Consider the following 26,414-nt stretch of genomic DNA (forward strand, 5'->3'; position numbering starts at 1 on the left):
GTTAATTTAGGAGATTTTGGTGAAATTAAAGATTGGGTATCAAGAGCTCATTCAGGAGGCAATGGCTGAAATTGAGACGCTCTCCTTGGAAATGGCGTCAGATTTATTGGTAGATACAAATGTGGTGTTTGTGGATATACGGGATGTTCGTGAGTTAGAGCGTGAGGGCATGATTCCGAATGCGCTCCATGCCCCCAGGGGGATGTTGGAGTTTTGGGTTGACCCAGATAGCCCTTATTACAAGCCAATCTTTGGCGAAGGCAAGAGGCTGGTGTTGTATTGCGCCTCGGCTTGGCGTTCGGCCCTAGCAACACAAACTCTCCAGAGAATGGGTGTGCCCAATATATGTCACTTAGAGGGTGGCTTTAGTGCTTGGAAGAAGGCGCAATTACCCGTTGCAGAAAAAGCAAGCAAATCCCATTCGGGTTAAATTCAGTCTTGATCATTTCTTCGGGTTAATAATTTTTTTAGGATTCTTATGAGAAAAGTAGTTTCACAGTTTGGCCAAGGCCCTCTTCAGCAGAAATTGACTGCTGGTGATTTACATTTTTTGTCTGATGCAGAAGTTTCTAAAGGTGGCTCTGATACTGGCCCAAGTCCTCACGAATATCTTGGCGCTGCTTTGGCAGCCTGCACCTCAATGACTTTAAAGATGTACGCTGGGCGCAAAGAAATGAAATTAGACAATGCGATCGTAACTGTGGATATCGAGCGGCATGATGATGTTGAAACATTCTCCCGCGAGATTCAGTTGCAAGGCAACTTGAGTGCTGAAGAAAAAGAGCGCTTACTTGAGATTGCACATAAATGCCCAATCCATAAAGCATTAGCAGGACAGATTCAAATAAAAACCCAGCTGGTAAATTAATACGAGCTGGGTTTGTGTTGCTGAACTCGGGCCTCAATAGGCCTGGGTATTCTGCTTAGCTAGGCTTATTAATTAGGTGCCTGAGCTGGCTGATTATTTTTACCAGCGTTATAACCGGAGTTGTAATTAGCAGCTTCATTTTTCTTGTATGCATCATAGACATAGCCAGATGCTGCACCAACTGCTGCACCACCAACTGCGCCCCAAATAGGATTGCCGTGAAAGATTGCGGTGCCAACAGCACCAGCAGCTGCGCCAATGCCTGCGCCCGAAAGTGTACGTTGTTCTGTGTTGCTCATGTTTGAGCAACCAGCGATTGCTAAAGTTGCTGCGGTAATTGCGATAATTTTTTTCATCTCAACTGATCCTTTAAATGAGTATTCGTTTGTCTAAGTTGTTTAGATTATTTTCTGGCGCAAGGGAAGCGTGAAGCTAAGAAGCCCAAGAAAACGCCTGCTGCTGGTTTGTCTGCAACTTGTGGAGTGCTGTTTGCAAACTTCACAAAATCGCCAATGACTTCATCACGCGCTGGAGCAGGTTGCTTAACGCAAATAAATGGCTTTGCACGTTGTGGGTGACGCGTAGCTAAATAGGTTTCATATACAGAGGTAGTAAAGCCAATGCAGAAACTACGAGATTCTGGGCTTGCAGGAAGTTTGCAAACATTCGCAAGTTCTTGAGTGCTTAATACCTTGATGGTTTCTTGTGCTTGAGCAAGACCGGAAAATGCGGCTAAAGCGGCCAATGCGATGAGGATTTTTTTCATGGGTTCTCCCTTAGGTGTATGTAAAAACGATGATAAACCATAAAAATCTCTCCATATGCACTAAATAGGTGCGCTATGCCCCTTTTTGGGATTTTTCATTCCCCATAATGAGGCAAAAAATAAGAGGGGAAATTGCATGGAAACTTTGAAATCTGGAAGTGATGCTTTATTTATCTTGCTTGGCGCCATCATGGTTCTTGCCATGCATGCAGGCTTCGCATTCTTGGAGTTAGGAACGGTTCGGAAGAAGAACCAAGTCAATGCCTTAGTCAAAATCTTGGTGGACTTTGCGGTCTCAACAATTGCCTATTTCTTTATTGGCTACAGCATAGCTTATGGTGTGAACTTTTTCTCTGGAGCAGAGTTGCTGGCAGAGAAAAATGGCTACGAGTTAGTCAAATTTTTCTTCTTACTGACTTTTGCCGCTGCTATCCCTGCCATTATTTCTGGCGGCATTGCAGAGCGCGCTAAATTTAATCCGCAACTAGTTGCCACTTTTGTATTGGTAGGTTTTGTCTACCCATTCTTTGAAGGCATTGCTTGGAATCAGCATTACGGTATTCAGGCTTGGATCAAGGGATTTGCTGGTGAAGAGTTTCATGACTTTGCGGGATCAGTAGTGGTTCATGCAGTAGGTGGTTGGATTGCCTTGCCTGCTGTTATTTTGCTGGGCGCGCGCCGTGGCCGTTACACAAAAGAAGGTCAAATCTCTGCTCATCCACCATCAAGCATTCCTTTCTTGGCCTTGGGTGCATGGATCTTAGCGGTGGGTTGGTTTGGCTTTAATGTGATGAGCGCACAAACGATCGACAAAATCAGTGGTTTAGTTGCAATGAACTCGTTGATGGCGATGGTTGGTGGAACATTGGCTGCTTGGGTGGTAGGTCGTAACGATCCTGGCTTTACATATAATGGGCCGCTTGCCGGTTTGGTTGCAGTATGTGCAGGGTCAGACTTAATGCATCCTCTCGGTGCCTTATTTGTTGGCTTGGTTGCCGGCGCCTTGTTTGTGTATATGTTTACCTTGGTTCAAAACCGCTGGAAGATTGATGATGTTCTCGGTGTTTGGCCTTTGCATGGCTTGTGCGGTCTTTGGGGTGGATTAGCTGCTGGTATCTTCGGGACCAAAGCCTTGGGCGGAATTGGCGGTGTTACTTTTACTGGTCAGCTGATTGGTAGCGCCTTAGGTGTTGGCATTGCATTAGTTGGTGGCTTTGTGGTCTATGGAGCCCTGAAAGCAGTCTTGGGTATTCGGATGTCTCAAGAAGAAGAATTTGAAGGTGCAGATTTAAGTGTCCACCGCATTTCCTCTACGCCTGATCGTGAGCCAAACTGGTAATGCACTTTTAGTGCTCAGTCGTTTATCTATGGCCTGATTCATACCTATAATGAGTTATGGCTATATTTGAACTAGACGGAAATGCCCCTCATTTATCTGAGGGTGCTTGGGTTGCCGACAGCGCAGAGGTGATCGGCAAGGTTGAACTTCATCAAGATGCGAGTATCTGGCCCAAAGTTGTTATTCGTGGTGATAACGACCTTATTCAAATTGGCGAAGGCAGCAATGTGCAAGATGCTTCTGTTTTGCATACCGATCCAGGTTATCCACTCATCATTGGCAAGCATGTCACTGTTGGTCATCAAGTGATGCTGCATGGTTGTCACATTGGAGATGGTAGTTTGATTGGTATTGGCGCAGTCATTTTGAATGGCGCAAAGATTGGGAAAAACTGTCTCGTTGGTGCGGGCGCACTTGTTACCGAAGGGAAAGAATTTCCGGATGGCTCCATGATTTTGGGGACTCCCGCTAAGGCGGTAAAAGAGTTGACCCCGGAGCAGATTGCTGGCATCCACGATATCGCTGGCCGCTATGTTAAAAATGCCCAGCGTTATGTCAAGACCCTGAAGAAAATTTCCTAAACTCTTAAATATCACCCGTTAAATATTTTGCTCTACGTATTTAATGTAGTTCTCCCAGTATTCCTACTCATATTGATTGGGTATGTTGGTGGGCGTACTGGTAAGTTAGGCATTAATGCTTCAGTTGAGCTCAATCGTTTTGTTGTTTGGTTGGCATTGCCTGCGCAACTCTTTAACTTTGCCGCCAATAGTGGATGGCAAACGCTTTGGCAACCTGGTTTCATCACTGCTTTTTTTCTAAGTTGTTTAATTGTTTTTCTACTGGTGCTCTTGGTAAGCTGGGTATGTCATCGCGATTTAGCGGCAGCCAGTTTTGATAGCCTCAGCGCCTCTTATTCAAATACTGGGTATATGGGGATTCCTTTGTGCGCACTTGCCCTTGGCCAAGATGGTTTAGCCCCTGCGATTATTTCCACCTTCATTGTGTTTGTCATGTTTGCCCTGGCGACGGTCTTGATTGAGATTGGCATCTTGTCGCATAAGAAGCCGCATGAGATTGGTTTAAGCGTCATTAAATCGCTTTGCACTAATCCCTTGTTAATAGCTCCAGTTGCGGGTCTATTGTGGGCCTCGAGCGATTTAACTTTGTATGATCCGATTGCACAAGTAATTGCGTTCTTAGCTGCCGCATCAACACCTTGCGCTCTCGTTTCCATCGGTTTATTTCTGATGCAAAAAAGTACTGCCGCTCCTGCTCGGGCTTGGGGTATCAGTTTGGCAAAGTTGATTCTTCAACCCTTGATTGCTTGGGTCATTGCGGGCCCCATCTTGGAGTTGCCAGCATTGTGGGTAAGTGCCATCGTCATACTCAGCGCGCTACCCACTGGTACGGGCCCCTTTATGTTGGCGCAGTACTACAAGGCTGACGGTAGTGTGATTTCTAGAGTGGTACTAATTACTACCGTGAGTTCTTTGCTGACGCTCTCTTTATTTTTGTGGTGGAGCAACGGGATTTAGTCCCTCAGCATCCATTTGTTTTTCCCAAGAGGCATCGTTAAAGGCGGGCAATGTCATGCATTCATGAAAGATTCGCATGAGAGTGGGGTAAGGCTTTACATCTACTCTTGCGCTTAGTGCATTAAAGAGTTGGGGCACTAAGCAGACATCAATCAAGCCAGGTTGATCGCCATAGGCAAATCTCCCAACCCGTGGATCAAGACTTAATTGCATCTCTACACTTTCGAGTCCAACCTTGATCCAGTGCCCATACCATTCGTCCTTTGCCTCACTGCTGATACCGAGTTTTTTGATCAGGTAACGCAATACCCGCAAATTATTGATTGGGTGAATATCGCTCGCAATATCCATTGCAACAGCACGTACCCATGCGCGATCAATCGCTATTGTTGGTAGGAGTGGTGGCTCAGATTGAATCTCTTCGAGGTACTCAATAATGGCTAAGGATTGATGAATACTTTTTTTGCCATCTTCTAGAAGAGGCACTAGGCGACTGGGATTTTTCTTGCCATACTCCTCGCCCAATTGATCTCCACCATTTTTACCGAGATGTACGGGAATGATTTGATAATCCATACCCTTGAGATTGAGGGCAATGCGAACCCGAAAAGCGGCGGAGCTGCGCCAAAAGCTATACAGCTTGGAGGTCATATCAACACCTTATTTGCACACATAGCTGACAGTATATTGAGGATGGTCATTCAAGTCTGTGCTCAGACAAAGTGCATTAGACTCAATGTTATGGAAGACATTAATTTCTGGATTGGCATCATCGCAACCATGGCCTTTGCGGTAACAGGCGTCTTAGCTATTGCAGATCGTGGTGTAGACCTCTTTGGCGTCTTGGTGCTGGGTTTAATTACCGCCATTGGCGGCGGTACTATTCGCGACATCATTTTGGAAGCCCCTATTTTCTGGTCTGAGAATCAAATGTATGTGTGGCTTGCGCTCGGCGCTAGCATCCTCACCTTCTTTGCAGAATCTTTCTTTACCCAGCCGCAAATTTATCGGTGGATGCTGTATATCGATGGTTTTGGCGCAGCTCTCTTTGCTATTCAGGGGGCTGATAAGGCGTGGAGCATGGGTTATGGTCTGCCTGGGGCACCAGTCATCTTGGGCGTAATCACTGCAATCGGCGGAGGCTTATTGCGCGACGTCTTGGCTGGCAGAAAAACGCTCATCATGTCGCATGAGCTTTATGCCATTCCAGTGACTTTGGGTTGTTGCGCCTATGTTCTGGTGCTGAACTTCTTACCTCAGTATGTAGTCGAGGGCTCCGTGATTTGCATGCTCGGAATTTTTGGACTGCGCGCAGCTGCTATTTATTGGGATCTGCGCGTACCCAAAATGTTTATTACTAAAACACGCTAATTGCACCAACGCTGGGCTTATAGGTGCTGCGTAGCTAGCTCTAATTCCCAAATATCTCGGGAAAACCCCGATCCTATTTGATGGGGAATTACCCTAACTAGTGGATTTCTTTGAATTTTTTCAAAGCATAATCGACCCGTTGTTATTTATTTAATAAAAATAGTTAGGAGCTACTGATGTCAACATCAACTAAAGCAGCCCCAATGACCGCTGAAGAACGCAAAGTTATCTTTGCATCATCTTTAGGTACGGTTTTTGAGTGGTACGACTTTTATCTTTACGGTTCACTTGCGGCAATTATTGCTAAGCAATTCTTCTCTGGCCTAGATGCTGGCTCTGCCTTCATTTTCGCTTTGTTAGCGTTTGCTGCTGGTTTCATCGTGCGTCCATTTGGCGCGTTGGTGTTTGGTCGTCTCGGCGATTTGATTGGCCGTAAATACACCTTCTTGGTAACCATCTTATTGATGGGCGGCGCAACTTTCATCGTGGGTATTCTGCCTAACTATGCAACCATCGGCGTTGCTGCTCCAGTGATCTTGATCGCATTGCGTATGCTTCAAGGTTTGGCTTTGGGCGGTGAGTACGGTGGTGCTGCTACTTACGTTGCAGAACACGCTCCTCATGGTCGTCGTGGTGCATACACAGCTTGGATTCAGACAACAGCTACCTTAGGCTTGTTCCTCTCCTTGCTCGTGATTTTGTTCACACGTGAATTCACTGGTCCAGACTTTGACGTTTGGGGCTGGCGCGTTCCTTTCATCGTTTCTATTGGGTTGTTGGCAGTTTCTGTATGGATTCGTTTGTCCATGAATGAATCTCCAGCTTTCAAGAAGATGAAAGAAGAAGGCAAATTGTCTAAAGCGCCTTTGACAGAGTCATTCGGTCAATGGAAGAACTTGAAGATTGTGATCTTGGCATTGTTTGGTCTGGTTGCAGGTCAAGCGGTGGTTTGGTACACAGGTCAGTTTTACGCTTTGTTCTACCTCACACAAGTGTTGAAAGTAGATGCTAAGACAGCGAACTTGTTGATTGCTGGTTCATTAGTAATCGGCACACCATTTTTTGTGGTCTTTGGTAGCCTGTCTGACAAGATCGGTCGTAAAGTGATCATCATGGGCGGTTTGTTATTGGCTGTAATTACTTACATCCCTAACACCCCTGTTTCCGTGTTTAATGCTTTGACACACTTTGCTAACCCAGCGTTGGAAAAGGCAATGACAACAGCGCCAGCAACTATTACTGCTGACCCAGCTGAATGTACATTCCAGTTCAACCCAACTGGTACAGCGAAGTTCACAAGCTCTTGCGATATTGCAAAACAAGTGATGGCCTCGAACTCTGCTAGCTATACAACTGTTGCGGCTCCAGCTGGTGCCACTGCTGTTGTGAAAATTGGCGATATCGAAATCCCTGGATATACATCTAAGGGCATTGATCCTGCTGAAGCAAAAGCGAAAGATGCTGAGTTTAAGAAGGCAATTCGTGAGGCTTTGAACAAGGAAGGCTATCCTGTTAAGGCTGATCCAGCACAGATTAACTACTTTGCTGTGTTGTGCTTATTGGTGTACTTAGTGCTCTTGGTAACCATGGTTTATGGCCCAATCGCTGCGATGTTAGTTGAGATGTTCCCAACTCGTATTCGTTATACCTCTATGTCCTTGCCATACCACATTGGTAACGGTTGGTTCGGTGGCTTGTTGCCAACGATCTCCTTCGCCTTGGTAGCGCAAAACGGTAACATTTACTACGGTCTCTGGTACCCAATCATCATCGCTGCGATGACATTGGTAATCGGTACACTGTTTGTACGTGAAACTAAAGACGTAGATATCTACGCACGTGACTAAGCAGTTTTAGTCTGCATCAAATAAGAAACCCGATCAGAAATGGTCGGGTTTTTTTATTCCCACAAATCTTTTTGATTGCGACCGTTTAAAAGCTTTTGATTTTGCTGGGCAATAGAGATTTCTCTTGAACCTGGAATTAAAGTAATTTCAGCTCCAGCAGTGAGAGCTCCAGTTTTGAGTACCCGCAAATACCAACCACTAAAGCCAGACTGCAGCATGGCTTTGCTTGCACCCTTATAACCAACGGCAGCGTTGAATTTGAAGCAAGGCTCACGTAGTTTGACTACAGCAAATTCAAGCTCGCCAACAACCAATTTATCCCCAACAAACACTTCTGTTTCTAGCAGGCCTTCGATCGTGAAGTTCTCACCGATGGCACCATATTGCAAATCAACTGGCTGCTTAGTTTCTCTGGTGAGTAGTTGATTCCAGAAAATGTAATGCTCTGCTGGATAAACATAAATGGCTTTTTCAATTCCGCCGTGTACTGATAGGTCAGCTTGCTCATCACCTTTAATTCCCAGTGGAGTAATTTCAACTAGAACAGGATTTTCTAAATCACTGACCACCTTCTTGCGAATGGCTGAAGCAACTGATTTGTAATTAGGGTGGTGATTGCCAAATAAAGGAGCTACTTTGCCGGTGGATATAGAAAGAAGTCTCATGAGATGAATGGGGGCTTAAGAGATATTTATTAGTAACGGCAGCGAGCTTCACTTTTGTACTTAGTGAAATACACAATGAGATCAGCTTCAGACTTATATTGGGTGTAATAAATCACGGCACGGGCATCGCCCTTGTATTTTGTATAGAACCAAACACCCGGATCGTTATCACTGGAGTATTGGGTGTCATACACAATGCAGTTTGCTTCGGATTGGTACTTTGTGACAAAGACTTTGGCATTGGCCTCTGATGGGTAATTGGTGATGAAGATTTGGGCTGCAGAAGCGGCGATAGGGAAGCAGTTACTCAAGAGCAGGAAACTGAGAAGGCGCAAGAGAAATGAATTCATTATTTGAGAATATTACGCTTTCTACTTTTTAGGTGTTCATCTGGCTGATATGATCACGGGATGAATTCCTCTCAAAAGAAATCCGTTTTTGTATTGAGCCAATTGGCCTTGATATTTCTTTGTGCCATAGCGAGTTCAAGCATTTACGCTAAATGGGATGAAGAGCGCGACATGACTACCAACGGCAAAGAGGAGTTGGTCTACTATTTCAAGACTAATGAGCAGGGTCAAAAGCTCGTCTTAGATAAATATGTAAAGCGCCTCATTTTTATACGTCCCGATAAATTTTATAAACGCTCAATCAAGCAAATCAAGATTGATGGGGTGGCGGTAGACGTCAATAGCGACCCTTTTTCGCATTACCCTGAACAAACCGCGATTGTGTTTGAGAACAAGGATGAAGTGCTTAAAAAGCTCTTTTTAGCCAAGAAAATCGAATTTAATGTCCTTTATGGCCGAGATGAGGCTGTCAGCACCTTTCAGATCAAATAGGGATTTGAGCACCTCCAGCGGCCATAGGGTTGGATTGGTTTAGACAGATGCATTCCGATCATTTACAATAGCGAGTTCGGCGAATTAGCTCAGCTGGTTAGAGCGACGGAATCATAATCCGCAGGTCCGGGGTTCAAATCCCTGATTCGCCACCAAATCTAAAGGCCATTGCCCCTCGGCAGTGGCCTTTTTCTTAGGTTGCTAGGTATATGGCTAAATTTTGGAACTTTGTTATTTTCCAGCTTGGTTGGTTTGCCTGTGTATTGGGCGCAGCCAATAAAGACGTGCTTTGGGCGGTAGTTGCTACCCTAGCCTATATTGCTTTCCACGCCTGGCGTTCACCTTCTCCCAAAACAGAAATCAGCCTTTTATTGAAAGCCTTTGTCTTTGGTTTGGTGGCCGATACTCTCATCATGCATATGGGCTACTTGGATTTTCGGAATGATTGGCCGTCACCGTATTTATCGCCTCTCTGGATGTGGGTCCTGTGGGTTTTAGTGGCAACCACCATTAATGGCTCCTTGACTTGGTTGCGCGGCAGGCCTGTTTTAGGGGCTGTTTTAGGCGGCATTGCTGGTCCGATGTCCTATGAGGCTGGTATTCGCATGGGGGCCGGATCCTGGGTTCCTGGCAGTGAAATTGCTGGATTTATCCTGGTTGGGGTGGTCTGGGCTATTGCTATACCCCTCTTTTTCTATTGGGACCGAGTCAATCAAGTGCAACCTAGTCAAAAATCCGTAAATTCAGTTTAAAAGACGCTTGCAAAGACCACTGTTTTTATATACAGTAACTCCTAAGTTGTTACACAGTAGATAAAACTTCGGGAAAAAGCCCAGTACATAGCGAAAAGGGAATAAAAAATGGCCTTGGATAACAAAAAGCAATCAGCCTCTTCAGAATTTGAAGGAATGAGCGGAGACAAGCAAAAAGCATTAACTGCAGCACTGGCACAAATTGAGAAACAGTTTGGCAAAGGCTCAATCATGAGATTGGGCGATGCTGAGATTAGCCAAGACATTCAGGTGGTGTCTAGCGGTTCACTCGGATTAGATATCGCTCTTGGAGTTGGTGGTCTTGCGCGTGGTCGCGTGATTGAAATCTACGGTCCAGAATCTTCTGGCAAAACTACTTTGACATTACATGCGATTGCAGAAATGCAAAAGCTTGGCGGCACTTGCGCATTTATTGACGCAGAGCACGCGTTAGATGTGCAGTACGCATCTCGTCTCGGCGTGGATGTAAATAATTTGTTGATCTCTCAACCAGACACTGGTGAACAAGCGTTAGAAATTGCAGATGCATTAGTTCGCTCAGGCTCTATTGATTTAATCGTCATTGACTCTGTTGCTGCTTTGGTTCCAAGGGCTGAGATCGAAGGCGATATGGGTGATTCTTTACCAGGCTTGCAAGCCCGTTTGATGAGTCAGGCTTTACGTAAGTTAACTGGTGCTATCAAGCGTACCAACACTACTGTGATCTTCATTAACCAGATTCGTATGAAGATTGGTGTGATGTTTGGTTCCCCAGAAACCACTACTGGTGGTAATGCGCTGAAGTTCTACGCCTCTATGCGTTTAGATATCCGTCGTATTGGTAGCATCAAAAAAGGCGATGAGGTTGTTGGTAATGAAACCCGCGTGAAGGTTGTGAAGAACAAAGTTTCTCCTCCATTCCGCGAAGCAATTTTTGACATTATGTACGGTGCTGGCATCTCTAGAGAGGGTGAAATTATTGATATGGGTGTAGAAGCTGACCTCGTTGAAAAGTCAGGCTCTTGGTATAGCTATAACGGTGATCGCATTGGTCAAGGTAAAGACAATGTGCGCGAGTTCTTAAAAGAGAACCCAGCCATTGCTAAAGATATCGAAGCAAGAATTCGCGAGAAATTAGGCGTTAAATCCGGTTCAGCAGTAGTAACGGATGTGTTGAGCGAGGAAGAGGAAGTCGAATAATTCGATGCAAGAGTTAAGTAGTAATCAGAAGGTTAAACAAAGCCCGAGTCTCAAAGCTCGGGCTTTGCGCCTTTTGTCGCAGCGAGAATACAGTCGCAAAGGCTTAGCCGCAAAGTTGGCAGAATCAGAAGCAAGATGGGGTAAGTTAGGCGGTGAGCAGGCTGAGCAAACGCCTGAATCCAGAGATTCTCAGATTGAAGCGGTTTTGGACGACTTTGAGGCAAGAGGCTGGTTGTCTGACGAGCGTTTTGCTGAAGCGCTGGTTCGCCGCCGTAGCGAGCGCTACGGGATGAGAAAGATTGCCGATGAACTCGATAGGGCTGGGGTGGATGCCAAAAAGTCAGCTGTACTTCTTGGGGCCTTAAAAGAGACCGAGTTTCAGCGCGCCTTTGATCTCTGGACCAGGAAATACGGCATACGCGCTCAGGACCAAAAGGAGAGGGCTAGGCAGTACCGCTTCTTGGCATCGAAGGGTTTTGGCTCGGAAGTGGTGGCAAAAGTGATTGGCGGTCAAAGCCCAGACTAGGGCAATTACGGATCCGTAGAGGCAATTTGCGGCATTGCAGCATGCTAGACTTATGAAGTCGGTCAAGCCGTTCGCATTTATTCAAATTTGGCTAATTTAGCTATTTCTAGAGTAAGTTTGGGAGCAAGGCAACATCGGTTTAACTAATCCTCATCGCTTGCTAAAAAAGATACCGTTTCGGAGTAATTATGAAAATTCACGAGTACCAAGGCAAAGAACTTCTTCGCCAATTTAATGTGCCAGTTCCTAATGGCATCCCTGCATTCAGTGTTGATGAGGCGGTGAAGGCTGCTGAAAAACTGGGTGGCCCAGTATGGGTTGTGAAGGCCCAGATTCATGCTGGTGGTCGCGGTAAAGGTGGCGGCGTGAAGTTAGCAAGAAGCATGGATGAAGTGAAAAAATACGCTTCTGAAATTTTGGGCATGCAACTCAAGACGCATCAAACTGGACCAGAAGGTCAAAAAGTAAATCGTCTCCTCATTGAGGATGGCGCTGACATTAAAAAAGAGTATTACTTCAGCATCGTTACAGACCGCGGAACACAGAAGAATGTGATCATGGCTTCTAGCGAAGGTGGTATGGATATTGAGGAAGTTGCCGAATCTCATCCAGAAAAAATTATTAAAGTATTTGTTGATCCAATGGTTGGCTTGACAGATGCGGATTGCGATATCGTTGCTAAAGGTATTGGCGTGCCCGAGGCATCCATCCCAATGGCTCGCGATGTATTCAAGAACTTGTACAAGACTTACTGGGATACCGATGCTTCACTGGTTGAAATCAACCCATTGATTCTTGAGGGTAACGGCAAGATCAAGGCTTTGGACGCGAAGTTCAACTTTGATCCAAACGCATTGTTCCGTCATCCAGAAATCGTTGCGTACCGCGACATTGATGAAGAAGATGCTGCTGAAATTGAAGCCTCTAAATTTGACCTCGCTTACATCTCATTAGACGGCAATATCGGCTGTTTAGTGAACGGTGCAGGCTTGGCGATGGCGACAATGGACACCATTAAGTTGTTCGGTGGCGAGCCAGCGAACTTCTTGGACGTTGGTGGCGGTGCTACAGCAGAAAAAGTAACTGAAGCATTCAAGATCATGTTGAAGAACAAGAGTGTTGAGGCAATTTTGGTCAACATCTTCGGCGGCATTATGCGTTGCGACGTGATTGCTGACGGCGTTGTGACTGCATGTAAAGCAGTCAACCTAACAGTACCTTTGGTTGTGCGTATGAAAGGTACAAATGAAGAGCTAGGCAAGAAAATTCTTGCAGACTCTGGTTTGCCAATTATTAGCGCCGATTCAATGGCTGAAGCTGCTACCAAGGTAGTTGCTGCTGTTGCCAAAAACAAATAATCCAGGAATTTCAATATGTCTATTTTGATCAATAAAAACACCAAAGTCATTACACAAGGTATTACTGGTAAGACCGGTCAGTTCCATACTGAAAAATGTCAGGAATACGCAAACGGTAAAAATTGTTTTGTTGCAGGTGTAAACCCTAAAAAAGCGGGTGAGTCTATTTTTAATATTCCTATTTATGGGACTGTTAAAGAAGCTGCTCAGCAAACTGGTGCAACGACTTCCGTTATCTATGTTCCGCCTCCTGGTGCTGCTGCTGCGATTTGGGAAGCTGTTGAAGCTGACCTCGACTTTGTGATCTGTATCACTGAGGGCATTCCAGTGCGCGACATGCTTGAAGTGCGTAACAAGATGCATGCTAAGGAAGCTGCTGGAGGTAAGAAGACTTTATTACTGGGCCCTAACTGCCCGGGCATCATCACTCCAGACGAACTCAAGATCGGCATCATGCCTGGCCATATTCATAAGAAAGGCCGCATTGGTGTTGTTAGCCGTTCCGGTACATTGACTTATGAAGCAGTTGGTCAGTTGACAGCTATTGGCTTAGGTCAGTCCACAGCAGTTGGTATTGGTGGCGACCCAATTAACGGCTTAAAGCACATCGACATCATGAGAATGTTCAATGAAGATCCAGAAACAGATGCTGTGATCATGATTGGCGAAATCGGCGGTCCAGACGAGGCGGAAGCTGCTCGCTGGTGCAAAGACAATATGAAGAAACCGGTAGTTGGCTTTATCGCCGGCGTAACAGCGCCTCCAGGCAAGCGTATGGGTCACGCAGGTGCCTTGATTTCTGGTGGTGCGGATACTGCGGATGCCAAGCTTGCTGTAATGGAAGAGTGTGGCTTCAAAGTAACGAAGAACCCTTCAGAGATGGCTGCTTTACTAAAGGCAATGTTGTAATTAGCAATAAGGAAAAGGGTGCTGATAAAACAGCATCCTTTTTTGTAGTGTCCGCAGTTAAAACATAAAAATAACGTAGGGAGACGACTCATGGATTTTTCAGTATTTTCAGGCCCTGCATTTTGGGCTGCACTTTTGTCAATCATTGTTGCCAACATATTGTTATCAGGTGATAACGCAGTAGTGATTGCATTAGCATCACGCAATCTGCCAGCAAATCAACAAAAGAAAGCAATTTTTTGGGGTAGTGCAGCAGCCATTATTTTGCGTGTGATCTTGACAATCACTGCGGTACAACTCCTCAGCCTTCCTTATCTGAAAATCGTTGGCGCTATTTTGCTGGTCTACATTGGCGTGCAATTATTAGCCGATAGCGATGATGAAGCAGAGATGGATGGCCACTCCAATATCTGGGGCGCGATACGCACAATATTGGTAGCGGACTTAGTGATGAGTTTGGATAACGTTATTGCTGTAGCTGCCGCTGCTCAAAAGGGTCCTGAAGAAACTCGTTTAGCCCTTTTAATCATTGGTCTTGGTCTTTCTATTCCGTTGATCATCTTTGGTAGCACCATGCTTCTTAAAGTAATGGATCGCTTCCCAGTCATTATTACTTTGGGTGCTGGTTTATTGGGCTTATTGGCTGGCGGTATGTTGGTGGAAGACCCGGCAATCAAAGATTCTATTCAAGGCGCGATGGAAGATGCTCACATGATTTTTGAGGGCATTGGAGTTGCTATTGTGATCTTGCTTGGTACCTATTTGAAGAAAAAGAATCGCGCTAAAGCATAAGATTCTTCAGCCTTCCCTCGAATCAGAAAAGCCAGCGATAAAAGCTGGCTTTTTTTACGACTGAATATCTTGAGAATTAAAGGTTTAGACTCGATGATGAGGCATTTGACCCCGGGAGCTAGAAAATATGCAGATTCAAGATATTCAAAAACTAGAAAACAGTGAAGAAGTTGGATTTACCTTGATTGAGGTAATGGTGGTTGTGGCCATCATTGGCATTTTGGTTGCGGTAGCCGTTCCTCAGTATCAAGACTACATTGCTCGAAGTAGGGTTGTAGAAGGTATGAATTTATCCTCAAGCGCTAAGCTTGCGGTGACAGAAGCTTTTGCAAGTCGCGGCACTGTTCCGATGGATGATGCAACGAATGGCGGTTTTACTTTTACGCCAACACGCAGCGTTAAGTTAATTGAGATCACACCCTCGGGTGCGATTGCGATTGACTATCAAGTCAGCGTGGCGCCTGAAGGTAAAAATACACTTCATTTAGTGCCAACTAACGAGCCGGATGCAAATTCGCCTAAGCCCATTGATTTGTCCAGGCCAGAGGGAGCAACTTGGGCGGGTGGTTGGTCATGTAGGTCTTCGGAGACTAATCTGATACCGCAGTTACTGCCTTCAGAATGCAGAATAAGTAAATAAGGAACTAAATAAAGAGCCGCTTCATGAGCGGCTTTTTATTGTTGAATTGGAGAATTCAAGCGGCCTTCCATTCCCCGCTCTTGCCGCCACTTTTCTCAAGTAGTTTGACATCACCCATGACCATCCCTCGGTCTACTGCTTTGCACATATCGTAGATTGTGAGAAGGGCGACTTGGACTGCAGTGAGCGCTTCCATTTCTACGCCGGTTGGCCCGGTGGTTTCTGTTCTGACTTGGCAGCTGATGCTGTTTTCACTTGGATTGGTTTGGAACTCCAGGCTAACGTGAGTTAGCGCAAGCGGATGGCATAAAGGAATGAGGTCTGATGTTCTCTTGGATGCCTGAATACCTGCAATTCTGGCGATTCCTAAAACATCACCCTTTTTGTGGGTGCCAGCCTCTACCATCTTGAAGGTTTCGGGAAACATGGTGATCTTGCCGGTGGCAATGGCTATGCGGTGGGTATTCGGTTTATCGCCAACGTTTACCATGTGGGCTTGCCCGCTGGCATCAAAATGAGTTAGTTTGTTCATGGGATAAGTTTTACCATATAGAGATGCAAGACATGAAGTCAGTTCCAAAAACCTCTTTTTTGTACCGCGCTTTGGCTATTCAGCTGATGCTGGGATTGGCTTGCTCTGGGTTCCCTGCATATGCAGCTACCCCTGCTGGTGATGTGTCAGTAGAGGGTAATTCAGCCGCTATTCAGAATATCGGTAGGGCAATGCAATCACCAGACGCTCGCCCTACTAATGCGCTGACGCGTAGCACGATTCAAAGTCAGCCCACTATTGTTTTGCCAGATATGGGTGATCCAGGTGGCGATGCCTTAAGTCGAGTGGACGAGCGTAAGTATGGCGAGATGATCATGCGCCAGATTCGTCCAGATCCCGATTATTCAAATGATTTGCCGCTCTACGATTTTTTAAATCAGATGGAGCGTCGCTTATTACAAGCCGCTAAAAAGTTACAACTTGGTGGCGCTAATGAACAGGGAAGTGGCGCCTATAACTTTGAGGTATTTGCTGTTAAAGACAGCAGCATAAATGCGTTTGCATTACCTGGTGGATTTATTGGATTTCATACGGGTTTGATTGTGAGTGCCGAATCGGATTCTGAAGTTGCCTCTGTAATGGGTCATGAAACTGGCCACGTTTTGCAGCGCCATTTGGCACGTCAGATGGATAAGCAAACAACCAATACCATGATTGCCATTGCCGGTATGGTGCTCGGTGCATTGGCAATGTCTCGCAACCCGCAGGCCGGAGCTGGCTTGATGCAAGGTGGGCAAGCAGTGGCAGTGAATAATCAACTCTCTTATTCGAGAGACGCCGAGCGCGAGGCTGATCGTGTTGGCTTTCAGATATTAGATGCCAGTGGATATGACGTCAATGGCGCGCCAGGATTTTTTCAACGCTTACAAAAAGCCACCGGCATTATGGATAAGGGCGTCCCCGCTTACGTCCGTACCCATCCCCTAACAACCGACCGTATTGCGGATATGCAAGATAGGGCGCGCACAGTTGCAACGCGTAATGTGCCTACGTCGGTCGAGTTCTATTTTATTAAGGCTCGTGCGCGCATGGAGCAGGCTGGAACATCTAGTGGAATGTACGACTTAAAAAATACCTTTGAGAGTTTGAGTAAACAGCAGCCGATTGGTAAGCAGTTAGAGGGTTTTTATGGACTAGCCTTGATAGCGCAGCGCCAAGGAAAAATAGACCAAGCAGAGGCTGATTTGCAGCAAGCCCGCAATCTAGCTCAGAAGGCAAGTGCACCAGGATCACCTATTCAAAGACAGAGTCTATCTCTGGATATCACTGCCTCTGAGCTTGCCCTGGCAAAAGGCAAAGGGGAGGAGGCATTGCAAATAGCCCAAGCGACTTTGCGTGCTTACCCCCAGTCATACGCTGCTGGTGCCGCCATGATTAATGCGGATTTAAAACTCGGCCGCACCAATGATGCGATTACTTGGTTAAAGGCGCGCACGAGAGCTCAGCCTAACGAAGTAGTGTGGTGGAATCTACTATCTCAATCCTATGATCAAGCCGGCAATATTCCCATGCGTCATTACGCGCTCGGAGAAAAATACGCTCTTGAGGGCGCTTGGCCTTCGGCAATTGAACAACTCCGTATTGCTAGATCAGCAGGTGGCGCCGATTTTTATCAAGGCTCGAGCATTGATGCCCGTTTACGAGAAATGCAGCGCCAGTATCAAGATGAGCTCAAGGAGCAAGGCAAGCAGATGCCTGGCTAAGGCCGTGGCTGCGCTATATAGTTAAAGCGAGAGGCGAGTTCATCAGAATGAATGGGGTCTAGAGGCAGTTGTTTTCCTTGCCAATTCCAAGAGCCGCCAAAGCTACAAGCCTCTTCGCGTAACTTAGCTAGCTCAGAAAAATGCTCTAAATCATGGTCATGCAATAAGGCGACCGTTTGGCTATCTCTTCTAATAAATTGATTGTTATTGCTAATGCTTTTATTGTTGCCATAAATCGTTTGATCTACTGTGCCAACAATATAAATATTGCCTTTTTCATCGCTTAGTGCAGCAGCAGGCTCCATGGTTTGATGGCATTGATTTATCAGATGCTGACCGGTTTCACTTGGGGTGATTCGAGCTATCCAAGGGGTTGCATCTAGGGTAATAAAAACGCGTTGCGGGCCATTCTGGAAGAAGTATCTGCCAATCTCATCGCAAGCATAGTTTCGAATAATGAATTCATTGAGGGCAGCATGTTGAATCACTTTTCCAGGAAGATGATTTTGTTGCGTGAACTCATCCCGCATGCGCCATTGACCGCGGCGATCTAAAGCAAGCCAACCATAGCAATCAGGTACATTAGGCCACTTTATGAGTGACCGAAGCACTTGATCATCCATGATGTTTAATGCAAACCGTGTGGTGTAGACGGCGCGTCGAAGGTGTCTTCTGTGGAGTGGCTGGCATGTAAATGCGCAATGCGCCAGCCCTGACTGTCTTGTAGCAGGACGAGTGTGATGTTCAGAAAAAATTCCGCTTCAACTTGATCGGCTCTCAGATGAACGGCTTCAGTGGTGTCATATACAGAAGCACCTAAAACGGAGTGGCTAATGCAAGCAATCGGCTCTAGAAATAAAGGTTGCTTGGAGAGTAGTCTCTCTAGGCCCTCACGAATTTCTGCGTGACCTGTTAGGCGATGCCCTTCGGGCAGAACGCAGGTAATGGAGTCATCATCCAACCAAATATCCAGAGCGCCTTGAATATCACGATGACGTAAGGCATCTCGCCATGCTTCGACAACATCGTCCGCACTGTGAAAGAGTCTGGCAAGTTTGGTCATGGCTTACTGTTCCTGGGTTATGGCTGCAAGGTATTCAGTGTAGCGAATACTTGTTCCGGCAAGATGTCGTTTAAGCACTTTAAGTGACCCAGCGGACATTCTCTTTTATGGCAGGGACTACAAGGGAGGTTTAACCAAATTACCTTGGCTTTGTCTGACAAGGGTGGGGTATGGGCTGGGTCGCTTGATCCAAAAATAGCAACTTGAGGAGTTTTGAGGGCTGCTGCAATGTGCATTAACCCGGAGTCATTGCTGATAACCGCTTTACTCATGCCAATCAGGGCAATCGCTTCATCTAGTGAAGTATCTCCACACCAGTTATAAATATGACTATCTTGCTTTGCCTGGAACTGAATTTCTTGGGCAAGCGCGTTATCACCTTTGCTGCCCAAAAGAATGATTTGACTATGCGGATTGCTGGCAATGAGTTGTTGAGCTAATTGTGCAAAGTGACTTGTAGGCCAGCGTTTCGTTGGACCGTACTCAGCGCCAGGGCACATCACGTAGACATTAGCTGGATCAACTTTGGCATTGAGTAATTTGGTCTGTACCGATTGATTAGCGGTAGAGGATACATTTAACCTGGGTACAAGATTGCTTAATGTTGATGCAACCTGTCCTTCATTGAGAAGTTGGCTTAATGCAAGATAGTGATCCACCATAGGTGGGCGATTCACCTTGCTAGGGTTATCTAGTGATAAGTTGATTAAGCCAAAGCGTAATTCACCACGATAGCCAACCCTAAAAGGAATATTAGCGAGCCAAGGAATGAGCGCTGATTTCAGGCTGTTAGGCAATATAAAACAGGCTTGATATTTTTTTATCGCCAGTTCTTTTGCTAGTTTTTTGCGTAAGCTCCACTGCAATTGTTTGTGTTCAAACTTAGCTTCGATGACTTCATGTACTTCAGGGCAAGCGCGATAAATTGGAGCAACCCAGGTGCTGGCGAGTACGTCAATGTTTGCTTCTGGATATTGCTCTTTGACGGATGCCAATAATGGCTCAGTCATCACAGCATCCCCAATCCAGTTTGGGGCAATGATCAGAATACCGTGCATGTAATGTATCCCGACTCAGCACCTCGAGAAGAGGTGCTGATAAGGCTTAGTGACCGTGCGGCTCAGTGCCGGGAATGAGTTTGTACTCTGTGCCACAGTATGGGCACTTTGCTTCACCGGTCTCGGTGATGTCTAAAAAAACGCGTGGATGTGAGTTCCATGCTGGAGTTTTATTGGTGGGGCAATGTAAAGGTAAATCCTTGCCATCCACCATAACCACTTGAGCTTGAGTCATGTGCTGTTTCCTAATTGCTGAAATTATTTAACGTAAGTGAGCCAAGATTTGTATTTAGGATCTCTGCCGTAGACAGCATCGAAATACGTCTTCTGAATTTTCTCAGTGATAGGACCACGTTTGCCATCACCAATAGTGCGGTCATCTAATTCGCGAATAGGAGTTACTTCAGCAGCAGTACCAGTGAAGAAAGCCTCATCAGCAGAATAGACTTCGTCGCGAGTCAGACGTTTTTCACGAATTTCATAGCCAAGATCTTTGGCGATCTGGATAACGGAGTCACGTGTGATGCCATCTAAGCATGAGGCTAAATCTGGTGTGTAAACAACTCCGTTGCGAACCATAAAGAGGTTTTCACCGGAGCCTTCAGATACGTAACCTTCGGTATCAAGCAATAAAGCCTCGTCATATCCATTGGCTGTCACCTCTTGGTTGGCCAAAATGGAGTTGATGTAGTAGCCCGATGCCTTGGCACGAACTAGTGAAGAATTGACGAAATGACGTGTAAATGAGGAGGTTTTAACCCGAATACCCTTATTTAGGCCATCTTCACCCAAATAGGCACCCCATTCCCAAGCGGCGATTGAGGTGTGGATGCTGTTGCCTTTAGGGGAGATTCCCAGTTTTTGGGAGCCGATAAAGATAATTGGGCGGATATAGCAGGCTTCGAGCTTATTGCTGTTGACCACGTCAATAATGCCCTTGGTGATCTCTTCTGGGCTATAAGGCATGTTCATTTGGAAGATCTTAGTGCCGTTAAAAAGGCGCTTTACATGCTCTGGGAGGCGGAAAATCGCAGTTCCCTGGGGGGTTTTATAGGCTCGAATACCCTCAAATACGCCCATTCCATAGTGCAGGCTATGGGTTAACACGTGAATATTGGCCTCGCGCCAAGGAATTAGCTTCCCATCAGTCCAAATAAAGCCATCGCGGTCGGACATCGACATTTTCTTTACCTTTTGTGTCTATTAAGTATCTGTAAAAGCGGTTTAAGCAGAGCACTAGGCTGGCAGTTTTTGGTCTTCCGGCCCAGAATGCATTTAAGTCCTTATTGTAGAGCAGGCAGGGGAGTCTGTCGGCTTGGATCCTCGGGTGTGGATGGGCCACAGCCTTTAGAATGGAACATTCCCCATAAACCACTTATTTACCAAAACTCATGCCGGAATCCTTATTTAAAGTTAAGCGTTTAAGTGAATTAGCCCAATCAGGTCAATTAAAGGGTAAACGGGTATTCATCCGTGCCGATTTGAATGTTCCGCAAGACGAGGCAGGCAATATTACAGAAGACACGCGTATTCGGGCATCGATGCCTGCCGTACAAATGTGTTTGGATGCTGGAGCGGCAGTGATGGTGACTTCGCATTTAGGTCGTCCAACTGAAGGGGAATTTAAGCCTGAAGATAGTTTGGCTCCGGTAGCCGATCGCATTGCCGCTTTGCTGAATCGCAAAGTTCCATTAATTAGTGATTGGGTGGATGGCGGATTTGAAGTGAATCCAGGCGAGGTAGTCTTGCTGGAAAACTGTCGTCTCAATGTGGGTGAGAAAAAGAATAGCGACGAATTAGCGAAAAAAATTGCTGCGTTGTGTGATGTGTATGTCAACGATGCATTTGGTACAGCACATCGTGCTGAGGCTACTACCTACGGTGTAGCGAAGTTTGCACCAGTAGCGTGTGCCGGTCCTTTGATGGCTGCTGAATTAGATGCTCTTAGTCGTGCATTAGCTAGCCCAAAACGTCCTCTAGTCGCCATTGTTGCTGGATCTAAAGTTTCTTCTAAGTTGACGATTCTGAAAGCGCTCTCTGAGAAAGTGGATGAGCTCATCGTTGGTGGCGGCATTGCGAACACCTTCATGCTGGCCAAAGGTTTGCCTATTGGTAAATCCCTCGCTGAGCCTGATTTAGTTGATGAAGCGAGAGAGATTATGGAGATCATGGAAAAGCGTGGCGCTCATGTGCCGATTCCGGAGGATGTTGTGGTTGCAAATGAATTGTCTCCGTTAGCCCGTGCAAACCGCGTACCTGCGGATCAGGTTGCAGAAGATGACATGATCTTGGACATTGGCCCAAAGACAGCTGCACGTTTATCCATCATGCTCGCTCATGCTGGCACGATTGTTTGGAATGGCCCATTGGGTGTATTTGAAATTGATCAATTTGGCGGTGGCACCAAGATGTTAGCTGCTGCGATTGCGCACTCACCTGCATTTTCGATTGCTGGTGGCGGCGATACTTTGGCGGCAATTGCGAAGTACGGTATCGAGAATCAAGTGGATTACATCTCCACTGGTGGCGGCGCCTTCTTAGAATTCTTGGAAGGTAAAACTTTGCCAGCCTTTGCAGTACTTGCCGAAAGAGCGAAAGACTAAATATGTTGAGAGCAACCAAGATTATTGCAACCTTAGGACCTGCTTCTGAGGGGCCTGAAGTGTTGCGTGACATGATTCGTGCGGGTGTAGATGTAGTGCGCATGAATTTCTCTCACGGTACCGTTGCTGACCATAAAGCTCGTCATGACTTGGTGCGAACTATCTCCGCTGAAGTGGGCAAAGAGGTTGGCATCATGGCCGACTTACAGGGCCCCAAAATTCGTGTGGGTAAATTTGCGGATAGCAAAATCCTTCTGAAAGAAGGGGACAAATTTACTCTCGATGTTAATTGCGAGATGGGTAGCCAAGGGTGCGTTGGTCTTGACTACAAGGAGTTACCAGGCGATGTAAAGCCGGGCGACCGTCTTTTGTTAAATGATGGTTTAGTGGTGCTGACAGTTGAGAGCGTTAAGGGTGGTGAGATATTTACTATCGTTGAGCAGGGTGGACCACTCTCCAATAACAAAGGTATTAATCGTGCTGGTGGTGGTTTGACTGCACCTGCGCTTACCGAAAAAGATATTGCTGACTTAGATGCCGCAATTTCAATGGGCGTAGATTTCTTAGCAATCAGCTTTCCTAAGGATGGCGCTGATATGGCCTATGCTCGTAAGTTGGCTGATGCCGCTAGCGCTAAGTATGGTGTTGGTAAAGTCAGAACCATTGCCAAGGTAGAGCGCGCTGAAGCGATTGAGCCTGAAGCCCTTAAAAGCATTATTGCTGAGAGTGACGGCATCATGGTTGCTCGTGGGGATCTCGCTATTGAAGTGGGTAATGCAGCAGTGCCTGCATTACAAAAGCGCATGATTGCTTGGGCGCGTGAGGCGGACAAATTTACGATTACCGCTACGCAAATGATGGAGTCGATGATTAATGCGCCAGTACCAACACGTGCTGAAGTTAGCGACGTTGCTAATGCAGTATTGGACGGCACTGATGCAGTCATGTTGTCTGCTGAGTCTGCTGCTGGCATGTATCCAGTGCAAACTATTAAAGCGATGGCAGAGATCTGTATTGAAGCAGAAAAGTCAGATCGCGTGAAACTCGACACCGACTTCTTGGATCAGACCTTTACTCGCATCGATCAAACGATTGCCCTGGGAGCCCTGTTTACTGCCCATCATTTAAATGCCGATGCTATCGCAGCTTTAACTGACTCTGGTTCAACAGCCATTTGGATGAGTCGTCACAATATTCACGTCCCGATTTTTGCATTGACCTCCAAGATCGCCACACAGAGGGCGTTAAGCACTTATCGCAACGTCACTCCGATCGGTTTGGATTACACCAAGGATCGTGACACTGCTTTGCAAGAGGTCGAGGCCTGCTTGCAAAAATCGGGCGCAGTCAAAAAGGGCGATACCGTTGTGCTCACTTCAGGTGAGCCCATGGGTGAGCCCGGTGGTACCAATACGCTCAAAATTATTCATGTGAAGTAATTCACATTGAAAAAGATTCAAAACAGATTTATTTTTAACTTCATTACTATTTATTAAGAGAACATCATGGCTTTAGTATCTTTAAGACAACTCTTGGATCATGCTGCTGAAAACGGTTACGGCCTACCAGCATTTAACGTGAACAACTTAGAGCAAGTAACGGCGATTATGGAAGCAGCAAATGAAGCAGACTCCCCAGTCATCATGCAAGCTTCAGCAGGCGCACGTAAATATGCTGGTGAGGCGTTCTTGCGCCACCTGATTTCTGCTGCGGTTGAGGCGTACCCGCATATTCCGGTTGTGATGCATCAAGACCATGGCCAAAGCCCGGCAGTGTGTATGGCTGCGATTAAGAGTGGCTTTACCAGTGTGATGATGGATGGTTCCTTAGAGGCCGATGGTAAAAGTGTTGCTAGCTACGAGTACAACGTAGACGTATCCAAAGAAGTGGTGAAGTTCTCTCACTCTATTGGAGTTACGGTTGAGGCTGAATTAGGTGTATTGGGCTCGCTAGAGACTATGCAAGGTGACAAAGAAGACGGTCATGGCGCTGACGGCAAGATGACTCGTGAGCAATTACTGACTGACGTTGAGCAGGCTGCTGATTTTGTGAAGGCCACTCAGTGCGATGCCTTAGCTATTGCGATTGGTACTAGCCATGGGGCATACAAGTTCACCAAAAAGCCAACAGGTGATATTTTGGCAATCGATCGCATTAAAGAAATTCATGCGCGTATTCCCAATACACATTTGGTAATGCATGGTTCTTCTAGTGTTCCGCAAGAGTTGCTCGCTGAGATCCGTGAATTTGGTGGTGATATGAAAGAGACCTATGGCGTACCTGTTGAAGAGATTCAAGAGGGCATCAAGAATGGAGTGCGCAAGATCAATATCGATACGGATATCCGCTTAGCAATGACTGGTGCAATTCGTCGTTATTTGATTGAAAATCCAAGCAAGTTTGACCCACGCGATTATTTGAAGCCAGCCCGTGAAGCCGCTAAGAAGGTCTGTATTGCGCGTTTCCAGGCTTTTGGTTCTGCTGGTCAAGCCTCCAAAATTAAACCGATTTCTTTAGAGAAGATGGCTGAGCTATATAAGAGCGGCAAATTAACTCAAATTGTGAAGTGATTTAAATATGCCCGCTTTGTACGCTACCTCTATTAAGTCATTGCCTTTGTTGTCTAAAGGCAAAGTGCGCGATGTTTATGCATTAGATGACGACAAGTTGCTGATGATTACTACTGACCGTCTTTCTGCGTTTGATGTGGTGATGGGCGAGCCCATTCCAGAGAAGGGCGTAGTTCTCAATCAAATGGCTAATTTTTGGTTCGATAAATTGGCTGCTGTGATTCCCAATCATTTAACTGGTATTGATCCAGCTACTGTAGTGGCAGTGGATGAGATTAGCCAAGTCAAAGGTCGTGCGGTAGTTGCTAAACGCTTAAAGCCAATTTTGGTTGAGGCAGTAGTTCGTGGTTATTTAGCTGGTAGTGGCTGGAAAGACTACAAAGAAACTGGCAAGGTCTGCGGTATTGCTTTGCCGGAAGGCATGGAGAATGCCCAGAAATTACCTGAGCCTATTTTTACTCCTGCAGCTAAAGCGGAGTTTGGTCAGCATGATGAAAATATCTCATTTGAAAAAGTCATCGAACTCATTGGTGAAAAGTTAGCCAATCAAATTCGTGAAGTCAGTATTCGTTTGTACAAAGAGGCTTCTGAGTACGCTGCTACTCGTGGAATCATCATTGCCGATACCAAGTTTGAATTTGGACTTGATGCCAATGGACAATTGGTATTGATGGATGAGATCCTGACGGCTGACTCTTCACGTTTTTGGCCTGCGGAGACCTACTATGTAGGTTCAAACCCACCTTCTTATGACAAGCAGTTTGTGCGCGATTGGCTTGAAACTGCTATGGTGAATGGTAAGTTATGGCCTAAAACCGCTCCTGCGCCGCAATTGCCAGCGGATGTGATTGAAAAGACTGCCCAGAAGTATCGTGAAGCGCTTACCCGTCTTACTGAGACTTCTTGAGTCAGGGATAATAGAGCCCTTAATGGTTATAAGGCATTTGGAGAGGTAAATGAGCAAGAAGCCAATCGTCGGAATAGTGATGGGATCCAATTCAGATTGGGACACCATGCAGCACGCTGCTCAAATGCTTGAGCTATTTGGTATTGCGCACGAGGCAAAAGTACTCTCCGCACATCGCATGCCAGATGATATGTTTCAGTATGCAGAAAAAGCCCAAGCTAATGGCTTGCAGGCAATCATTGCTGGAGCAGGTGGTGCGGCCCATTTACCAGGCATGCTCGCATCAAAAACGATTGTTCCTGTTTATGGCGTACCTGTTGCCAGTAAATATTTGCGTGGTGAAGATTCTCTCTTCTCTATTGTGCAGATGCCTAAAGGTATTCCAGTTGCTACTTTTGCGATTGGTGAAGCTGGTGCAGCGAATGCTGCCTTGCATGTGATTGCTGGTTTAGCTTTGCATGATGCTGATTTAGCAAAGCGCTTAGAAGATTTCCGTGCGAAGCAGTCTGATACCGCGCGTTCAATGAATTTGCCGGGATATTAA

Annotated in this window: 32 protein-coding genes and 1 tRNA gene; 22 read left to right on the forward strand and 11 right to left on the reverse strand. The window is 46.1% G+C overall.

What is annotated here, in order from left to right:
* Positions 1 to 19: 19 nt before the first annotated feature.
* Positions 20 to 430 (forward strand): rhodanese-like domain-containing protein, encoded by a 411-nt coding sequence (locus VC188_RS01005; RefSeq protein ID WP_323482744.1) that lies wholly within the window; start codon positions 20 to 22, stop codon positions 428 to 430.
* A gap of 48 nt (positions 431 to 478) precedes the next feature.
* A complete protein-coding gene (locus VC188_RS01010; protein WP_215358626.1) occupies positions 479 to 868 on the forward strand; it encodes an OsmC family protein in 390 nt (129 codons plus the stop codon).
* A 68-nt stretch (positions 869 to 936) separates the two neighbouring features.
* Here VC188_RS01010 and VC188_RS01015 read toward each other — a convergent pair whose 3' ends face one another.
* On the reverse strand, positions 937 to 1,224 hold the full coding sequence (locus VC188_RS01015; RefSeq protein WP_215358625.1) for a glycine zipper domain-containing protein: 288 nt from the start codon (positions 1,222 to 1,224) through the stop codon (positions 937 to 939).
* A 47-nt stretch (positions 1,225 to 1,271) separates the two neighbouring features.
* Positions 1,272 to 1,634 carry a Rap1a/Tai family immunity protein gene (locus tag VC188_RS01020; protein ID WP_215358624.1) on the reverse strand — a complete coding sequence of 121 codons (363 nt, stop codon included), beginning with the start codon at positions 1,632 to 1,634 and terminating at the stop codon, positions 1,272 to 1,274.
* A gap of 136 nt (positions 1,635 to 1,770) precedes the next feature.
* Here VC188_RS01020 and VC188_RS01025 point away from each other — a divergent pair, with 136 nt between their 5' ends.
* The 3 genes from VC188_RS01025 to VC188_RS01035 are packed head-to-tail and all read left to right on the forward strand — an operon-like array spanning position 1,771 to position 4,511.
* Positions 1,771 to 2,973: an ammonium transporter gene (locus VC188_RS01025; protein ID WP_323482745.1), complete on the forward strand. Its 1,203-nt coding sequence runs from the start codon at positions 1,771 to 1,773 to the stop codon at positions 2,971 to 2,973.
* Between the two features lie 56 nt (positions 2,974 to 3,029).
* Positions 3,030 to 3,554, forward strand: coding sequence for a gamma carbonic anhydrase family protein (locus VC188_RS01030; RefSeq protein ID WP_323482746.1), 525 nt, complete (start codon positions 3,030 to 3,032; stop codon positions 3,552 to 3,554).
* A 27-nt stretch (positions 3,555 to 3,581) separates the two neighbouring features.
* The gene (locus VC188_RS01035) at positions 3,582 to 4,511 is read left to right on the forward strand and encodes an AEC family transporter (RefSeq protein WP_215321018.1); all 930 of its coding nucleotides are present in this window, start codon (positions 3,582 to 3,584) and stop codon (positions 4,509 to 4,511) included.
* Here VC188_RS01035 and maiA read toward each other — a convergent pair.
* A complete protein-coding gene (gene maiA, locus VC188_RS01040; protein ID WP_323482747.1) occupies positions 4,482 to 5,162 on the reverse strand; it encodes a maleylacetoacetate isomerase in 681 nt (226 codons plus the stop codon). The two genes, VC188_RS01035 and maiA, sit on opposite strands and share 30 nt — an antisense overlap.
* A 90-nt stretch (positions 5,163 to 5,252) precedes the next feature.
* Here maiA and VC188_RS01045 point away from each other — a divergent pair, with 90 nt between their 5' ends.
* Positions 5,253 to 5,882 (forward strand): trimeric intracellular cation channel family protein, encoded by a 630-nt coding sequence (locus VC188_RS01045; RefSeq protein WP_323482748.1) that lies wholly within the window; start codon positions 5,253 to 5,255, stop codon positions 5,880 to 5,882.
* 176 nt (positions 5,883 to 6,058) lie between these two features.
* Entirely contained in the window at positions 6,059 to 7,729 is a 1,671-nt protein-coding gene (locus VC188_RS01050) for an MFS transporter (protein WP_323482749.1), read from the forward strand.
* Positions 7,730 to 7,782: 53 nt separating this feature from the next.
* On the opposite strand, the gene VC188_RS01055 is transcribed toward VC188_RS01050, so the two are convergent.
* Together VC188_RS01055 and VC188_RS01060 are read right to left on the reverse strand one after the other, a co-directional pair.
* Entirely contained in the window at positions 7,783 to 8,394 is a 612-nt protein-coding gene (locus VC188_RS01055) for an MOSC domain-containing protein (RefSeq protein WP_216155510.1), read from the reverse strand.
* Between the two features lie 29 nt (positions 8,395 to 8,423).
* Positions 8,424 to 8,744, reverse strand: coding sequence for a DUF6150 family protein (locus VC188_RS01060; RefSeq protein ID WP_323482750.1), 321 nt, complete (start codon positions 8,742 to 8,744; stop codon positions 8,424 to 8,426).
* 60 nt (positions 8,745 to 8,804) lie between these two features.
* Between VC188_RS01060 and VC188_RS01065 the strand changes: the two genes are divergently transcribed.
* From VC188_RS01065 to VC188_RS01105, 9 genes are all read left to right on the forward strand, one after another.
* Positions 8,805 to 9,236, forward strand: a complete 432-nt coding sequence (locus VC188_RS01065; RefSeq protein WP_323482751.1) for a hypothetical protein — start codon at positions 8,805 to 8,807, stop codon at positions 9,234 to 9,236.
* A 78-nt stretch (positions 9,237 to 9,314) separates the two neighbouring features.
* A tRNA-Met gene (locus VC188_RS01070) sits at positions 9,315 to 9,391 on the forward strand.
* Between the two features lie 54 nt (positions 9,392 to 9,445).
* The gene (locus tag VC188_RS01075) at positions 9,446 to 9,988 is read left to right on the forward strand and encodes a DUF2878 domain-containing protein (protein ID WP_323482752.1); all 543 of its coding nucleotides are present in this window, start codon (positions 9,446 to 9,448) and stop codon (positions 9,986 to 9,988) included.
* 114 nt (positions 9,989 to 10,102) lie between these two features.
* Entirely contained in the window at positions 10,103 to 11,188 is a 1,086-nt protein-coding gene (gene recA / locus VC188_RS01080; RefSeq protein WP_370623815.1) for a recombinase RecA, read from the forward strand.
* 4 nt (positions 11,189 to 11,192) lie between these two features.
* Positions 11,193 to 11,714: a recombination regulator RecX gene (gene recX / locus VC188_RS01085; RefSeq protein WP_215321009.1), complete on the forward strand. Its 522-nt coding sequence runs from the start codon at positions 11,193 to 11,195 to the stop codon at positions 11,712 to 11,714.
* Between the two features lie 188 nt (positions 11,715 to 11,902).
* The gene (gene sucC, locus VC188_RS01090) at positions 11,903 to 13,072 is read left to right on the forward strand and encodes an ADP-forming succinate--CoA ligase subunit beta (protein ID WP_011903667.1); all 1,170 of its coding nucleotides are present in this window, start codon (positions 11,903 to 11,905) and stop codon (positions 13,070 to 13,072) included.
* 15 nt (positions 13,073 to 13,087) lie between these two features.
* Positions 13,088 to 13,981, forward strand: coding sequence for a succinate--CoA ligase subunit alpha (gene sucD, locus VC188_RS01095; protein WP_072582760.1), 894 nt, complete (start codon positions 13,088 to 13,090; stop codon positions 13,979 to 13,981).
* Positions 13,982 to 14,071: 90 nt separating this feature from the next.
* The gene (locus VC188_RS01100) at positions 14,072 to 14,773 is read left to right on the forward strand and encodes a TerC family protein (RefSeq protein WP_215321007.1); all 702 of its coding nucleotides are present in this window, start codon (positions 14,072 to 14,074) and stop codon (positions 14,771 to 14,773) included.
* A 127-nt stretch (positions 14,774 to 14,900) separates the two neighbouring features.
* On the forward strand, positions 14,901 to 15,413 hold the full coding sequence (locus tag VC188_RS01105; RefSeq protein WP_215321005.1) for a pilin: 513 nt from the start codon (positions 14,901 to 14,903) through the stop codon (positions 15,411 to 15,413).
* A gap of 55 nt (positions 15,414 to 15,468) precedes the next feature.
* Here the strand turns inward: VC188_RS01105 and moaC are convergent, their stop codons facing one another.
* Positions 15,469 to 15,945, reverse strand: a complete 477-nt coding sequence (moaC, locus tag VC188_RS01110) for a cyclic pyranopterin monophosphate synthase MoaC (RefSeq protein ID WP_215321003.1) — start codon at positions 15,943 to 15,945, stop codon at positions 15,469 to 15,471.
* A gap of 32 nt (positions 15,946 to 15,977) precedes the next feature.
* Here moaC and VC188_RS01115 point away from each other — a divergent pair, with 32 nt between their 5' ends.
* Positions 15,978 to 17,669 carry a M48 family metalloprotease gene (locus tag VC188_RS01115; RefSeq protein ID WP_323482753.1) on the forward strand — a complete coding sequence of 564 codons (1,692 nt, stop codon included), beginning with the start codon at positions 15,978 to 15,980 and terminating at the stop codon, positions 17,667 to 17,669.
* On the opposite strand, the gene VC188_RS01120 is transcribed toward VC188_RS01115, so the two are convergent.
* Genes VC188_RS01120 through VC188_RS01140 form a run of 5 tightly spaced genes read right to left on the reverse strand, consistent with a single transcriptional unit; the run spans position 17,666 to position 20,972 of the window.
* A complete protein-coding gene (locus VC188_RS01120; RefSeq protein ID WP_323482754.1) occupies positions 17,666 to 18,292 on the reverse strand; it encodes a DUF2946 family protein in 627 nt (208 codons plus the stop codon). The two genes, VC188_RS01115 and VC188_RS01120, sit on opposite strands and share 4 nt — an antisense overlap.
* Positions 18,293 to 18,297: 5 nt before the next feature.
* On the reverse strand, positions 18,298 to 18,732 hold the full coding sequence (locus tag VC188_RS01125; protein WP_323482755.1) for a YybH family protein: 435 nt from the start codon (positions 18,730 to 18,732) through the stop codon (positions 18,298 to 18,300).
* Between the two features lie 17 nt (positions 18,733 to 18,749).
* A complete protein-coding gene (waaF, locus tag VC188_RS01130) occupies positions 18,750 to 19,790 on the reverse strand; it encodes a lipopolysaccharide heptosyltransferase II (RefSeq protein WP_323482756.1) in 1,041 nt (346 codons plus the stop codon).
* Positions 19,791 to 19,836: 46 nt separating this feature from the next.
* Positions 19,837 to 20,025, reverse strand: a complete 189-nt coding sequence (locus VC188_RS01135) for a zinc-finger domain-containing protein (protein WP_072582777.1) — start codon at positions 20,023 to 20,025, stop codon at positions 19,837 to 19,839.
* A gap of 23 nt (positions 20,026 to 20,048) precedes the next feature.
* Positions 20,049 to 20,972, reverse strand: coding sequence for a branched-chain amino acid transaminase (locus VC188_RS01140; RefSeq protein WP_323482757.1), 924 nt, complete (start codon positions 20,970 to 20,972; stop codon positions 20,049 to 20,051).
* A gap of 209 nt (positions 20,973 to 21,181) precedes the next feature.
* Between VC188_RS01140 and VC188_RS01145 the strand changes: the two genes are divergently transcribed.
* The 5 genes from VC188_RS01145 to purE all read left to right on the forward strand — a co-directional run bounded on the left by VC188_RS01145 (position 21,182) and on the right by purE (position 26,414).
* Positions 21,182 to 22,393, forward strand: coding sequence for a phosphoglycerate kinase (locus VC188_RS01145; RefSeq protein WP_323482758.1), 1,212 nt, complete (start codon positions 21,182 to 21,184; stop codon positions 22,391 to 22,393).
* A 2-nt stretch (positions 22,394 to 22,395) separates the two neighbouring features.
* Positions 22,396 to 23,832, forward strand: a complete 1,437-nt coding sequence (gene pyk, locus VC188_RS01150; RefSeq protein ID WP_323482759.1) for a pyruvate kinase — start codon at positions 22,396 to 22,398, stop codon at positions 23,830 to 23,832.
* A 66-nt stretch (positions 23,833 to 23,898) separates the two neighbouring features.
* Positions 23,899 to 24,963, forward strand: coding sequence for a class II fructose-bisphosphate aldolase (gene fba / locus VC188_RS01155; protein WP_215320989.1), 1,065 nt, complete (start codon positions 23,899 to 23,901; stop codon positions 24,961 to 24,963).
* Between the two features lie 7 nt (positions 24,964 to 24,970).
* Positions 24,971 to 25,870, forward strand: coding sequence for a phosphoribosylaminoimidazolesuccinocarboxamide synthase (locus VC188_RS01160; protein ID WP_323482760.1), 900 nt, complete (start codon positions 24,971 to 24,973; stop codon positions 25,868 to 25,870).
* 49 nt (positions 25,871 to 25,919) lie between these two features.
* A complete protein-coding gene (purE, locus tag VC188_RS01165; protein WP_215320985.1) occupies positions 25,920 to 26,414 on the forward strand; it encodes a 5-(carboxyamino)imidazole ribonucleotide mutase in 495 nt (164 codons plus the stop codon).

This window comes from Polynucleobacter sp. MG-28-Ekke-A2 (genome assembly GCF_035012985.1).
Lineage (GTDB): Bacteria > Pseudomonadota > Gammaproteobacteria > Burkholderiales > Burkholderiaceae > Polynucleobacter.

What these genes read in the sequence shown, in the direction of transcription:
- recX (WP_215321009.1), top strand. Translation starts at nt 11,193, where the DNA reads ATGCAAGAGTTAAGTAGTAATCAGAAGGTTAAACAAAGCCCGAGTCTC.
- VC188_RS01055 (WP_216155510.1), bottom strand. Translation starts at nt 8,394, where the DNA reads ATGAGACTTCTTTCTATATCCACCGGCAAAGTAGCTCCTTTATTTGGC.
- VC188_RS01050 (WP_323482749.1), top strand. Translation starts at nt 6,059, where the DNA reads ATGTCAACATCAACTAAAGCAGCCCCAATGACCGCTGAAGAACGCAAA.
- VC188_RS01160 (WP_323482760.1), top strand. Translation starts at nt 24,971, where the DNA reads ATGCCCGCTTTGTACGCTACCTCTATTAAGTCATTGCCTTTGTTGTCT.
- VC188_RS01030 (WP_323482746.1), top strand. Translation starts at nt 3,030, where the DNA reads ATGGCTATATTTGAACTAGACGGAAATGCCCCTCATTTATCTGAGGGT.
- VC188_RS01065 (WP_323482751.1), top strand. Translation starts at nt 8,805, where the DNA reads ATGAATTCCTCTCAAAAGAAATCCGTTTTTGTATTGAGCCAATTGGCC.
- maiA (WP_323482747.1), bottom strand. Translation starts at nt 5,162, where the DNA reads ATGACCTCCAAGCTGTATAGCTTTTGGCGCAGCTCCGCCGCTTTTCGG.
- VC188_RS01120 (WP_323482754.1), bottom strand. Translation starts at nt 18,292, where the DNA reads ATGGATGATCAAGTGCTTCGGTCACTCATAAAGTGGCCTAATGTACCT.
- VC188_RS01020 (WP_215358624.1), bottom strand. Translation starts at nt 1,634, where the DNA reads ATGAAAAAAATCCTCATCGCATTGGCCGCTTTAGCCGCATTTTCCGGT.
- VC188_RS01145 (WP_323482758.1), top strand. Translation starts at nt 21,182, where the DNA reads ATGCCGGAATCCTTATTTAAAGTTAAGCGTTTAAGTGAATTAGCCCAA.
- VC188_RS01025 (WP_323482745.1), top strand. Translation starts at nt 1,771, where the DNA reads ATGGAAACTTTGAAATCTGGAAGTGATGCTTTATTTATCTTGCTTGGC.
- VC188_RS01140 (WP_323482757.1), bottom strand. Translation starts at nt 20,972, where the DNA reads ATGTCGATGTCCGACCGCGATGGCTTTATTTGGACTGATGGGAAGCTA.
- fba (WP_215320989.1), top strand. Translation starts at nt 23,899, where the DNA reads ATGGCTTTAGTATCTTTAAGACAACTCTTGGATCATGCTGCTGAAAAC.
- VC188_RS01135 (WP_072582777.1), bottom strand. Translation starts at nt 20,025, where the DNA reads ATGACTCAAGCTCAAGTGGTTATGGTGGATGGCAAGGATTTACCTTTA.
- VC188_RS01105 (WP_215321005.1), top strand. Translation starts at nt 14,901, where the DNA reads ATGCAGATTCAAGATATTCAAAAACTAGAAAACAGTGAAGAAGTTGGA.
- moaC (WP_215321003.1), bottom strand. Translation starts at nt 15,945, where the DNA reads ATGAACAAACTAACTCATTTTGATGCCAGCGGGCAAGCCCACATGGTA.
- VC188_RS01125 (WP_323482755.1), bottom strand. Translation starts at nt 18,732, where the DNA reads ATGACCAAACTTGCCAGACTCTTTCACAGTGCGGACGATGTTGTCGAA.
- sucC (WP_011903667.1), top strand. Translation starts at nt 11,903, where the DNA reads ATGAAAATTCACGAGTACCAAGGCAAAGAACTTCTTCGCCAATTTAAT.
- VC188_RS01015 (WP_215358625.1), bottom strand. Translation starts at nt 1,224, where the DNA reads ATGAAAAAAATTATCGCAATTACCGCAGCAACTTTAGCAATCGCTGGT.
- pyk (WP_323482759.1), top strand. Translation starts at nt 22,396, where the DNA reads ATGTTGAGAGCAACCAAGATTATTGCAACCTTAGGACCTGCTTCTGAG.
- VC188_RS01060 (WP_323482750.1), bottom strand. Translation starts at nt 8,744, where the DNA reads ATGAATTCATTTCTCTTGCGCCTTCTCAGTTTCCTGCTCTTGAGTAAC.
- purE (WP_215320985.1), top strand. Translation starts at nt 25,920, where the DNA reads ATGAGCAAGAAGCCAATCGTCGGAATAGTGATGGGATCCAATTCAGAT.
- VC188_RS01045 (WP_323482748.1), top strand. Translation starts at nt 5,253, where the DNA reads ATGGAAGACATTAATTTCTGGATTGGCATCATCGCAACCATGGCCTTT.
- VC188_RS01115 (WP_323482753.1), top strand. Translation starts at nt 15,978, where the DNA reads ATGAAGTCAGTTCCAAAAACCTCTTTTTTGTACCGCGCTTTGGCTATT.
- VC188_RS01100 (WP_215321007.1), top strand. Translation starts at nt 14,072, where the DNA reads ATGGATTTTTCAGTATTTTCAGGCCCTGCATTTTGGGCTGCACTTTTG.
- sucD (WP_072582760.1), top strand. Translation starts at nt 13,088, where the DNA reads ATGTCTATTTTGATCAATAAAAACACCAAAGTCATTACACAAGGTATT.
- VC188_RS01075 (WP_323482752.1), top strand. Translation starts at nt 9,446, where the DNA reads ATGGCTAAATTTTGGAACTTTGTTATTTTCCAGCTTGGTTGGTTTGCC.
- waaF (WP_323482756.1), bottom strand. Translation starts at nt 19,790, where the DNA reads ATGCACGGTATTCTGATCATTGCCCCAAACTGGATTGGGGATGCTGTG.
- VC188_RS01010 (WP_215358626.1), top strand. Translation starts at nt 479, where the DNA reads ATGAGAAAAGTAGTTTCACAGTTTGGCCAAGGCCCTCTTCAGCAGAAA.